At 67.5% G+C, this 11,438-nt stretch carries 11 protein-coding genes; 1 reads left to right on the forward strand and 10 read right to left on the reverse strand.

From position 1 onward, the window contains the following. On the forward strand, positions 1-1,048 hold a 1,048-nt coding region (locus AC07Z7_RS24165), incomplete at its 5' end, for an EAL domain-containing protein (protein WP_494767910.1). Between the two features lie 65 nt (positions 1,049-1,113). On the opposite strand, the gene AC07Z7_RS24170 is transcribed toward AC07Z7_RS24165, so the two are convergent. From AC07Z7_RS24170 to AC07Z7_RS24215, 10 genes are all read right to left on the reverse strand, one after another. Beyond that, positions 1,114-2,703, reverse strand: a complete 1,590-nt coding sequence (locus tag AC07Z7_RS24170) for a methyl-accepting chemotaxis protein (RefSeq protein WP_494767911.1) — start codon at positions 2,701-2,703, stop codon at positions 1,114-1,116. A gap of 400 nt (positions 2,704-3,103) precedes the next feature. Continuing rightward, positions 3,104-4,654, reverse strand: a complete 1,551-nt coding sequence (locus AC07Z7_RS24175; protein ID WP_082606736.1) for a methyl-accepting chemotaxis protein — start codon at positions 4,652-4,654, stop codon at positions 3,104-3,106. Between the two features lie 385 nt (positions 4,655-5,039). Beyond that, positions 5,040-6,047, reverse strand: coding sequence for a P1 family peptidase (locus AC07Z7_RS24180; protein WP_494767912.1), 1,008 nt, complete (start codon positions 6,045-6,047; stop codon positions 5,040-5,042). A gap of 77 nt (positions 6,048-6,124) precedes the next feature. Continuing rightward, the gene (locus tag AC07Z7_RS24185; protein ID WP_494767913.1) at positions 6,125-6,496 is read right to left on the reverse strand and encodes a copper-binding protein; all 372 of its coding nucleotides are present in this window, start codon (positions 6,494-6,496) and stop codon (positions 6,125-6,127) included. Beyond that, on the reverse strand, positions 6,493-7,026 hold the full coding sequence (locus tag AC07Z7_RS24190) for a DUF411 domain-containing protein (RefSeq protein WP_094287792.1): 534 nt from the start codon (positions 7,024-7,026) through the stop codon (positions 6,493-6,495). The genes AC07Z7_RS24185 and AC07Z7_RS24190 overlap by 4 nt, the downstream gene beginning before the upstream one ends. A 29-nt stretch (positions 7,027-7,055) precedes the next feature. Beyond that, entirely contained in the window at positions 7,056-7,553 is a 498-nt protein-coding gene (locus tag AC07Z7_RS24195) for a cupredoxin domain-containing protein (RefSeq protein WP_094287794.1), read from the reverse strand. 13 nt (positions 7,554-7,566) lie between these two features. Beyond that, positions 7,567-8,949: a multicopper oxidase family protein gene (locus tag AC07Z7_RS24200; protein WP_494767914.1), complete on the reverse strand. Its 1,383-nt coding sequence runs from the start codon at positions 8,947-8,949 to the stop codon at positions 7,567-7,569. A 1-nt stretch (position 8,950) separates the two neighbouring features. Beyond that, on the reverse strand, positions 8,951-10,378 hold the full coding sequence (locus AC07Z7_RS24205; protein ID WP_494767915.1) for a TolC family protein: 1,428 nt from the start codon (positions 10,376-10,378) through the stop codon (positions 8,951-8,953). Next, the gene (locus AC07Z7_RS24210) at positions 10,375-10,851 is read right to left on the reverse strand and encodes a hypothetical protein (RefSeq protein WP_494767916.1); all 477 of its coding nucleotides are present in this window, start codon (positions 10,849-10,851) and stop codon (positions 10,375-10,377) included. Before AC07Z7_RS24210 ends, AC07Z7_RS24205 begins: the two co-directional genes overlap by 4 nt. 97 nt (positions 10,852-10,948) lie before the next feature. After that, positions 10,949-11,438, reverse strand: a 490-nt coding sequence (locus AC07Z7_RS24215; protein ID WP_494767917.1) for a hypothetical protein, incomplete at its 5' end; no start/stop codon positions are given.

The raw sequence follows: 11,438 nt of genomic DNA on the forward strand, positions 1-11,438 counted from the left end.
GATCAGCACGCCGCAGGCGCTGATACGGTCCAAGGGTCCGCTGGATGCGCAGTGGCTGGCTTTGTACACCCCCGATGCCAGCAGCCAGGTCGAAAGCGATACCCACCACATTGTTTTCCGGGCATCGAAAGACAACAACATCGCAGCCGTTGCCGCAGCCCCCAAGGCCCAGGCCTACGGCGGGCTCTGGGCTCAGGCGCTGATCCTGGCGCCGCTGGGCCTGGTGGCCAGCGCCCTGTTTGCGCTGGGTGTGGCAGTGCTCACCCGGTGGCAGCTGTCGCCGCGTGTGCGGCTGCGGACAGCCCTGCGTCGGCGCGAGTTCTTCATCCTCTACCAGCCCATCGTCGATCTGCAGACGGGCCAGTGGGTGGGGGCCGAGGCCCTGCTGCGCTGGCGCCGCCGCAACGGCACCCTGGTGCCACCCGACGAGTTCATTGCTGAAGCCGAGAAGGCCGGGGTCATCGCTCCCATCACACGCTACGTGATCGACGTGGTGCTCGCCGACCTGCCGGAGCTGCTCAAGGCCCGCCCGGGCTTTCATGTGAGCCTGAACCTCTCGCCCCAGGACCTGGTGGCCGACGGACCCGTGCAGTACCTGCAGCGGCGCTTCAGTGCCATGGAGTTTCCGGCAGGCGCGCTGATGCTCGAAGTCACCGAGCGGGGGCTGGTGGACATCGAGGCCGCGCGGCCCGCGCTGCAGGCGGCGCGGCAGATCGGGGCGTCGATCGCGCTGGATGACTTCGGCACGGGCTACTCCAGCCTGTCCATGCTGGAGTCCATCGACATCGACACCCTCAAGATCGACCGCATCTTCATCGCCAGCATCGGGGCGCAGGCCGCCATCAGCCCGGTCACCACCCACATCATCGAAATGGCCCACACGCTCCAACTGGCGCTGATTGCCGAGGGCGTGGAGACGCAGGACCAGGTGGACTTCCTGATTGCGCGGGGCGTGCGCCAGGCCCAGGGCTGGAAGTTCGCCCGCGCAATGCCCTTGGAGGAACTGCTGGCGGGGCTGCGTGTGGCACCGCCCTCCCAACCGCAGTAGCGCCACCCAATCCGTTGCCAACCTGCGCCGGGTTTTCAGCAGCGCCTGCTCGTCTGGTCGTCTGCTCATTTGAGCAGCAGTGCCGACCCGCTGCCGTGAATCCTGAAGACCGCCACGGCCTTCACGAGGTCGTCGGCCTGCCCGCGCAGGCTCGATGCGGCTGCCGCCATTTCCTCCACCAGTGCGGCATTCTGCTGCGTCGCCTGGTCCATCAGCGTGACGGCTTCACCCACCTGCGTGACCCCCGCGCTCTGTTCAGAGCTGGCAGCGCTGATCTCGCCCATGATGTGCGTCACATTGCGGATGCTGGCCACCACCTCGGTCATGGTGTGGCCTGCCTTGTCCACCAGGGCGGTGCCATGTTCCACGCGGCCCACGCTCTCGGTGATCAGTTGCTTGATCTCCTTGGCCGCCGCTGCGCTGCGCTGGGCCAGGTTGCGCACCTCGCTGGCCACCACGGCAAAGCCCCGGCCCTGCTCGCCTGCGCGCGCGGCCTCCACGGCGGCATTGAGCGCGAGGATGTTGGTCTGGAACGCAATGCCATCGATCACGCTGATGATGTCGTTGATCTTGCGGCTGGAGTCGTTGATGTCCTTCATGGTGGCCACCACCATGGCCACCACTTCGCCCCCCTGCTGCGCGATGGTCGAGGCCGAATGCGCGAGCCGGTTGGCATTGACCGCGTTGTCCGCGTTCTGCTTCACGGTCGAGCCCAGCTGTTCCATCGACGCCGCGGTTTGCTGCAGCGCACTGGCCTGTTGCTCGGTGCGCATCGACAGGTTCTGGTTGCCCTGCGCGATCTCGGCGCTAGCACTGGAGACACTCTCCGACCCCTGGCGCACTCCCGCCACCAGGTTCGACAGGCTTTGGCGCATGGCCTCCATCGAGGCAACCACCGTGGCGATTTCGTCCTTGCCCTGCGCCACCAGCGGCGTTGCCAGATTGCCCTGCGCAAACTCCTGCGTGGCCCGACTGGCCTCGCTCAGGGGCCTGACGATGGAGCGCATGGTGGCGATGCCCAGTACGCAGGCAAACACCACCATCGCCACACTCAGCGCAATCAGTTGCAGGCGCAGCGATTCAAACTGGCGCATCGACTGCTCGCTGGCCCGTTTGCTGATGGCGTCGCTCTCGGCCAGGAATGCGCCGATGTTGCCCACCAGCTTGGTCAGCAGGGGGCGGCATTCCGCATTGATCTTCTGGATTGCCACGTCCTTCTCGCCCTGGCTGCCCAGCCGAGTGATCTCCAGCGCGATCGGCCCATAGGCGGCTTCCGTCTCCTTGATCTGGGCCAGCAGGCTGCGCAAAGGGGCTGTTTCGGGTGGGGCGGTCTGGAGGGCTTCCTCCACGCTCTTGAGTGCCCGCCCCATGCTGTCGTGCGCCGCCCCGATGAGCCGGAGTTCGGCGGCGGCATCTTCCTTCGACCCGGCAATCATCAGGTTGCGGGCCGAGATGGCGCGTGCGTTGGCCGCATCCAGCACCTGGTTGCCCAGGCTTTTGACCACATTCAGGTGATTGACCTGGTTGTCCAGGCTCTCCTGCGTCTTCGCTTCCCCATGCAGGCCCATGGCAGCCACCAGGATCAAAGCACCGGTGATAACCACATAGCCCATGCCAAGACGCGCCTTGATGCTCAGGTTTTGCAGGACATTCATGCGATAGGCCCTCCAACTGGTGGTAACGATGATGCACTTTTGTGGGCTGAAGCGCCACGTTCTCAAGCTTTTGTGAGCCAGCAGCCAGCAGCCAGCAGCCACATGCGCACAGGTCGCGCAGGTCGCGCAGGGCGCGCAGGGCGCCACGGCGCGTTCCCGCCGGGGCTGTGGCGTGGTCATTGATGTTGAGCGCCTTTCCAGTCCAGTCAAGGTTTTTTTGACCGCGCACAAAAGATCCCGCGAGCCATGCGCTGCGCTCCTGAATGCCATTGCCATTGCCATTGGGGCATCGCCGCGCCAAGCGAGTGGTGGAACTGCTGGCCGGGTCGTTGGGCTAGTCAGAAGGGACGGCCCCAATCACCCACCCATTGACAGGATGGCTGAAGGGCATTTTTCCGGCTCAACCGGCCTTGAGTCTGAAGCGTGCCACGACCTCGATCAACCGCCCGGCCTGATCGCGCAGCGACTCTGACGCCGCTGCAGATTGCTCCACCAGTGCGGCATTCTGTTGGGTCATGCTGTCCAGTTGAGAGATGGCGGTGTTGACCTCGACCACGCTCTGGGTCTGTTCCTTGATGGCGCTGGCGATTTCGCCAATCAAATGGCTTACCTGCTGTACCGAGCCCACCACTTCATCCATTGTTCGGCCAGCTTCGCCGACCAACTGCGCCCCGCCTTCCACCTGGTCAACCGAGCTTGATATCAGCTCTTTGATCTCTCGCGCTGCCTGCGCGCTGCGCTGCGCGAGCGTTCGCACCTCGGTTGCCACCACCGCAAACCCGCGCCCCTGCTCGCCGGCCCGTGCCGCTTCCACGGCTGCATTCAAGGCCAGGATGTTGGTCTGAAACGCAATGCCGTCAATCACGCCAATGATGTCTCCAATCTTGCGCGATGAGGATTGAATGCCGTCCATGGTGCTCACCACACGTGCCACCACTTCACCGCCCCTGACAGCCACTGTCGAAGCTGCCGACGCCAACTGGTGAGCCTGCTGCGCAGACGTTGAGCTGTGGCGCACTGTTTCGGTGACTTGCTGCAGCGCTGCAGATGTCTCCTCGATGCTGGCGGCCGCCGCCTCGGTGCGTACTGACAAGTCCTGCCCGCCGTTGCTCACCTCTTCACTGGCAGTCGCGATGCTGTCGGCGCTGCGACGCACGTTCGTGACGGATTCGTTCAGGGCCTGTTGCATGCGGGCAAGGGCGCGCAGCAAGTCACCCAACTCATCGCCGCGCGACGAATGCACTTCGCCCGTCAGGTCGCCATCAGCGATGCGATCAGCCGTGCCCGCCGCAAAACTCAGAGGAATGGTGAGCGAACGTGTCAGCACCCAGCCAATGGCGGCACCGAGGGCCAAGGCCACTGCAACCATCAGCCAGATGCCCCAAAGCACCGCGCGGTAACTCTCGGTGCCTTTTTGCTGTGCCTTTTCCACCCCTTCATCGTTGCGCTGGTTGAGCTTGCCAATGGCGTCGGTGGTTGCACGAAATGCCTGCCGTGAATCGCCCCGCAGGTACGCCAGGGCCTCTTCGCCCTTGCCGTCCCGCACCAGGGCCAGCAGTTGGCTTTGGGTGCCTTTGTAGCGTTCGACCGCAGCTTTGAAGGTGTCAAAAAGCTTGCGCTCTGCGTCGTCGTCCAGTGTGTTTGCGTAGGCCTGCAGCAGCTTGGGTACCAGGGTCCACTGCTTGTCTATGCGCGCACTTTCTTCTTGCAGGGCTTTGTCACCGCCACCCAGCAGCACCTGCAGCTCGGCACGGCGCATTTGATTGAGCGCTTCGTTGAGGCCTGCCAACTGCTGGGTGCTGGGCAACCAGTTGGTGGCGAGGTCCTCCACGCTGCCTTGCACCCGATTGACGCGGTTCACGGCAAACAGCCCCATGGCCAGCACCAATGTCAGCAAAAGGCCAAAACCCAGGCCCATGCGCAAACCGACTCGCAGATTCGACAGTCGCATGCTTTTCTCCTCAAAAAATTGGCTAGATTCAGATCGAGAACATGTTCCTAACAAGTAAGTAGCAAGTAGCGCAAGCACCGGGGGGCTCGGTGCTTACCGCGCAGGGAATGCGCGCTCGGTGCATGAAAAGGCCTGCGAGGAAAAACGGCCACAGCCGCAGCTATTGCGAGCATCGGCAGCGCCGCAGACCACCCCATGCCCCGATTGAACTCGGAACAGCGACATGCGCAAAGGTTGTTTTGCGCACAGTATCCGCCGCCCAGATGGTTTTGGATAGGTGTGGAGGCGTGGGCACAAAGCAGCAGCCCATGGCCTCGGCTGGATCCGAGGCTGGACAGGGAGGAGGTGGCGCTCAGCGCGAAGGCGACGCCGTCGTCGTCCCGGCCTACCGCAGGTCGGCGGCAGCAGGGAGGTACAGGCCTTCGGCGGTGGTGATCGCCCGTGCCGCCCGTGCCGCCCGCGCTGTGGCGATGGCCGTGGCCTCGGCCGCCATGGTGGCCAGCACCATCATGCCCAGGCTCTTGCCGCTGCGGCCCGTGCCCAGGCTGAAGAGGGTGTCGCCGTCGGACATGGTGTGCACCGGGTTGATGCTGCGCGCTAGGCCATCGTGTGCGGCCACGGCCAGGCGGTGGGCCTGCACCTTGGTGATGACGGCATCGGTGGCCACCACGCCAATGGTGGTGTTGGTGCCCGCCAGCAGCGGCTGGGGCGGGTCGCCGCGCAGCAGGGCGCGGCGCGTGTCGCGCAGGCGCAGGCCGTCGTCGGTGCGTGCCCCGGCGATCACTTGCGCGGTGTCGGGGTCGATCACATCGCCCAGGGCATTGCAGGCGATCAGGGCGCCCACCGTGACGCCGTCCACGGTGACGGACGCCGTGCCAATGCCACCCTTCATCGCGCGCTGGATGCCAAAGATCTTGCCCAAGGCTGCGCCCGTGCCCGCGCCCACATTGCCTTCGGCCGGGTCGGCGGTGGAGGCGGCCTCGCACGCCGCATAGCCTGCTGCCGCATCGGGGCGCACGCGCATGTCGCCCACCAGCAGGTCGAACAGCACGGCGGCGGGCACGATGGGCAGGCGGCCCACGGCCACGTCAAAGCCCACGCCGCGCTCTTCGAGCCAGCGCACGGCGCCCGTGGCGGCGTCCAGCCCCCAGGCGCTGCCACCCGCGAGCATGATGGCGTGCACCTGGTCCACCAGGTTGGAGGGGTGCAGCAGGTCCGTCTCGCGTGTGCCAGGGGCGGCGCCACGCACATCCACGCCAGCCACGGCGCCCTCGCGGGTGATGATGACGGTGCAGCCCGTGGGGCGGCGGGTTTCGGTGAAGTGGCCGACCTCGATGCCGGCCACGCGGGTGATGCTGCCAGCGTCGCCAGCCAGTGTGTTGGAGGAAGTCATGGCCGCTGATTATGGTGCCCGGGCGCCTTGCGGCACTTGCGCAGTATCAGCGCCCCGGTGCCGCGCGCGGAGCCGCTTCAGGGCGCTTTCTCGATCCGCTGGACATGGTAGGCCCCGCTGACCTGTTCGGCCCGAAAGCGCACCTTGTCACCCGGTTTCAGGTCACCGACTACGCGGGCGTCTGCCACGCGGAACACCATGGTCATGGGTGGCATCTCCAGGTTCTTGATCTCTCCGTGTTTGAGGGTGAGGCGCAGGGTGCGCGGGTCCCAGCGGGTGATTTCGCCTTCGCTCAGATCCGCCTGCGGTGCGGGCGCTGCGGTGGCTTCAGTGTGGTGGCTGCTGTGGCTGTCAGAGGCTGCTGCTGCAGGTGCCTGTGCCCAAGCGGTCCCAGTGCCCAGCAAGAGCAGGCTGGCCGCCGCCGGGATGGAGAGGAATGTCTTCTTCATGTCGATGCCTTCTTGTTGTAGCTGTTGAATACGCGCGTGCTGCCATCGTGGGCCACCAGCAGCACGTCGTACGGATCGCGCCGGTCGCCATACACGGCGCCGTCCATGCCCGGTGAGCCCACAGGCATGCCGGGCACCGCCAGGCCCAGGGCCTTGGGCTTTTGCTGCAGCAGCTTGCGCACGTCGCTGGCGGGCACATGGCCTTCGACCACATAGCCGCCCACCAGCGCGGTGTGGCACGAACCCAGTTTTTGCGGCAGGCCCAGGCGGGCGCGCACCGCGTTGTTGCCGGTTGCGTGCACCTTCACGGCAAAGCCATTGGCCTGCATGTGGTCCACCCAGTCCTGGCAGCAGCCGCAGTTGGGGTCCTTCCAGACCTCCAGGGGCGTGGCGGCCGCTGTGGGCGGGGTGGCGCGGGCGGCGGAGGGCAGCAGGGCAATGGCCAAGCCTGCGCCCGCCAGCGGCAGTGCGGTGGCAAGCCATTGGCGGCGGGTGGGCAGGGCAGGCGTGGTGCGTGGTGTGGGGGTCATGGTGTGATTCCTGCGTGGATGGGGGCGGGTCATGGCTTGCGCGGGCGAACGGTGATGGTTCCCGTCATGCCCGCCTGGTAGTGGCCCGCGATGAGGCAGGCAAAGTCAAAACTCCCGGCGCGGTTGAACTGCCACACGATGTCGCCCTTCTTGCCAGCGCCCACATGGGCCATGTAGGGCTCGTCGTGTTCCATGCCGGGATGCTTGACCATCATCTCGGCGTGCGCGTCCAGCTCGGCCTTGGTGCCGATCACGATCTCGTGCAGCACCTGGCCCTTGTTCTCGGCGCGCAGCCGCACGGTCTCGCCTTCGCGCACTTCGATGTGGCGGGGCGTAAAGCGCATGTCGTCCGTCATGCGGATGGTGATGGTGCGGGCCACGGCCTGGGTGTCGCCTGCTATGCCCCAAGGCTTTTGCTCCTTCACAACGGGGGCATTGCGGTTGTGATGGGGCATGTTCTCATGACCAAAAGAGGCGTTTCCGCCCGCTAGTAAAGCGCAAATAGCTATCAATTTAATAGTATTCATGGTGTGTCCTGTCTCAGTGCTGGTGGCCGCTGGCGGCGGGTTTGCGGGCGCTGGCCGCGCCTGGGGCGGTGCCCGGCGCCGTGGTGCGCGCGGGGCGGGGTGTGCTGGCAGGGGCGCCTTGCCATTCGTAGGCCTGCGTGCCCGGTGGCTGGGTGTAGTCGCCGGGGTCGCGGTAGTCGCCTGCCGCCAGCCCCGCACGCACCTTGAAGGTGGTGAACATGCCGCCCATCTCCAGCGGGCCATAGGGGCCGGTGCCGGTCATCATGGGGAAGGTGTTGTCCGGCAGGGGCATCTCCATCGCTCCCATGTCGGCCATGCCGCGCTCCCCCATCACCATGTAGTCGGGCACGATCTTCTGGATCTTGCCGACCAGGCCCCGGTGATCCACGCCGATCATGGTGGGCACGTCGTGCCCCATGGCGCCCATGGTGTGGTGGCTCTTGTGGCAGTGCAGGGCCCAGTCGCCGGGTTCGTCGGCGATCAGCTCGATCTGCCGCATCTGGCCCACGGCCACGTCGGTGGTTACCTCGGGCCAGCGCGCGCTTTTGGGCACGGGGCCGCCGTCGGTGCCGGTCACCTCGAACTCATGGCCGTGGATGTGGATGGGGTGGTTGGTCATGGTGAGGTTGCCCACGCGGATGCGCACGCGCTCGCCCTGGCGCGCCACCAGCGGGCTGATGGCGGGGAACACGCGGCTGTTCCAGCACCAGATGTTGTGGTCCAGCATGGTGTTGACCTTGGGGGTCATGCTGCCGGGCTCCACATCGAAGGCGTTGAGCAAAAACGCGTAGTCGCGCTGCACGGTGGCAATCTGCGGGTGGCTGGCCTTGGGGTGGGTGATCCACAGACCCATCATGCCCATGGCCATCTGCACCATCTCGTCGGCATGTGGGTGGTACATGAAGGTGCCGGGGCGGCGCGCCACGAACTCGTACACAAAGGTCTTGCCCGGTGGAATCGCCGGCTGGTTGAGCCCGCCCACGCCGTCCATGCCGTTGGGCAGGCGCTGGCCATGCCAGTGGATGGTCGTGTGCTCGGGCAGGCGGTTGGTGACGAAGATGCGCACGCGGTCGCCCTCGACCACCTCGATGGTGGGGCCAGGGCTCTGGCCGTTGTAGCCCCACATGTTGACCATGAAGCCGGGCGCCACCTCGCGCACCACGGGCTCGGCCACCAGGTGGAATTCCTTGACGCCTGCATTCATGCGCCAGGGCGCGGTCCAGCCGTTCAACGTGACCACGGGGTTGTAGGGGCGGCCCGTGGGCGGGTGCAGCGGCGGCGCGGTGTCGGCGCTGGACTGCATTGCGGGCTCGGGCAGTGCGGCCAGGGCCACGCGGCTGACGGAGGCGGCAGCCACGGCCGTGGCGGCGCCGGAGAAGAAATTGCGGCGGTTCATGTCAGTGGCCTTGTGTGGTGGTGGAGGCGGCGGCGCCGGAGGTGAGGCCCTGCAGTGCGCCGGGAGAGGTTCCCGTTAGCGCAAGTTGCAGGTCGGTCTCCGCCAGCCAGAAGTCGCGTTGCGCTTCGATGGCGTTGGCCACGGCCTGGGTGCTGGTGCGCGCTTCAGCCAGCATGTCCCACACGCTGGCCAGCATGCCGTTGTAGCGCAGCGTGGTTTCGTCGCTGATGAGTTGTCGCAGGGGCACTACTTCGGCCTGTTGCTGGCGCGCCAGGTCCAGGGCGGTGCGGTAGGTCAGCCAGGCGGCGCGCACCTCGCTGCGGGCGCGCACGGCGGTGTCCTGCAGCTGGGCGGCGCTTTGCTCCACCTCGGCCTGCGCGCGGGTGCGTGCGGCGCCGCCCCAGTCGAACAGGGGCAGGGGCAGTTCCAGCTCCCAGCCCCGGGTGATTTCGCGGTGGCCGCTGTCACGCTCGGTGGCGGTGTTGCGGCTGTAGGCCAGGCCGATGTCGCCAAACACCGCGCCCGCGCGGCTCCAGCCCTGGCGCACGGCCTGGGTGTCGAGCTGGCGGCGAGCGGCTTGCACATCGAGCCGCTCGCGCAGGGCGGTGGCTTCGATGCCGTCTGCGGGCAGCGCGCTGGCGGGCAGCGGCGGCAACTGGGCAGCCAACTGGTACTGCGTCTGCAAGCCCCACAGGCCGAGGCGGCGGTGGAGCTCCTCGCGCGCGGTGGCGGCAGCCAGCCGGGCGCGCGCGTGCTGGCTGCGGGCGTCGTGCAGCGTGGCCTGTTCGCGGGCCTGCCGCAGGCGGCTCCAGTTGCCCACCTGCACCATGCGGCGGGCCAGCTCGGCACCGGCCTCGGCGGCTTCCACCATGCGCCCATGCGTGGCGGCCACCTGCTCGGCCGCCACGGCACGCAGCCAGGCGCGGCGCGTGTCGGCGGCCAGCAGCACCACGTCCTGCGCGGCTTGCAGCGTGGCGATCTGCAGGCGCTCGGCCTGGCGCTGGGTTCGCCAGGGCAGGGTGATGAGGTCCAGCAGGCCAAAGGCCAGGGTGCGTTCGATCTCCCGCTCGTGGCTGTTGGCAAAGCGTCCCAGGCTCAGGTGCGGGTTGGGCAGGGTGATGGCCTGCACCCGTTCGGCATCGGCCACGCCCAGCGCGGCCAGGCGGGCCTGCAGGCCGGGGTTGTTCAGCAGCGCAATGCGCACGGCTGAATCTTGCGTGAGGGGCTGAGCCAGCCAGCCTTCGATGGATTGCTGCGCTGTGGCGCGGGCAGCGGGGTCGGTGGCGGGCAGGGCTGCCTGCACGCCGCCGGTGCGGCCCTGGGTGAGCGCGGCCACGTCGCCGCGCAGGCCGTCGGGCGACACGCTGGCGCAGCCCGCCAGCACCAGGACGATGGTGAGGAGGGGCAAGCGATGGTGCAGGCGAATCATGGCTTGCCCCCGTGCATGGGCTGGTCGCCGTGGTGGCTGCGGTGGTGCTGGTGCACGGGCTTGCGGGATGCGCCAGGGGCCGCTTCAGCGCCACTGTGCTGATGTGGTGAGGACGATGACGAGGATGAGGATGAGGGCGGGCTGGTCGCGGCGCCCTGCTGCTTCTCCCACACCACGATGTCGGCGTGGCCGCGCGGGAACTGGCCGACCGCGTGGTGGGCGTCCTGCCAGGACTGCCCCGTGGGCAGATCGGCCAAGGCAGCGGTGGCTGGGCGAGCGAGGTGAATCAGTGGGGCCGTGGCCGCACGGGGTTCGGCCGCAGGGGCTGCAGCGTGGGGGCTTTGGGCAAAGGCAGTAGGCACCGCGATCCAAGGGGTGAACAGCGGCGCAAGCAGGGCAAGACAGGCCAGCCGGGTGCGGGGTGGCCGCAGGCGTGGGGTCGGGCGGTAAGGGGTGTAAAAAAGGGCGCGCATGGCGATCTCCAGACAGCGAAAAAAAGGCGATGCGCTGCAACCGGCGCGCCCCAGGTGGGGCGGACCGGCGGTGCAGACGCACTTCGGGCGTCGGAGATCAGGCGATGGGGGGTTTGATGGCCAGTGCCGCCGGGGCACTGTCAAATGGCGCCGCGCTCAGGGCGCGCAGGGGGCCGGGGGGCTGGTGCACCGGGGTCAGCGCTGCGGGCACATCCAGCATGGCCGAATGGCAGATCTCGCAGGCCGAACAGGCGCTGGCGTGGTGTTCGTGGGCGGCGCAGCCGGTGCTGGCGCCATTGCACGCGGCCGCATCGGCAGCGGCTGGGGCCGCCAAGGCGTGGTCATGGTCGTGATCGTGGTGATCGTGTTCGGCTTCGGGCTCTGCGGCCGTGCTCTCGGGGGGCGGGGGGCTGCCATGGTGTGCGCCATGTGCGCCATGGGTGACAGAGGGAGCCTGATGGGCCTCGGCCGGGGTGTGGGAGGCGGCGGCACGGGCGGTATCGGCCTGGCTGTGGCTGTGTGGTGCGGCTGGGGACTGGAGCGGGGGCAACACCCCGGCGGCCATGGCGGTGCCGGTGAGGCCCCGC

Source organism: Acidovorax sp. GW101-11A03 (assembly GCF_059424825.1).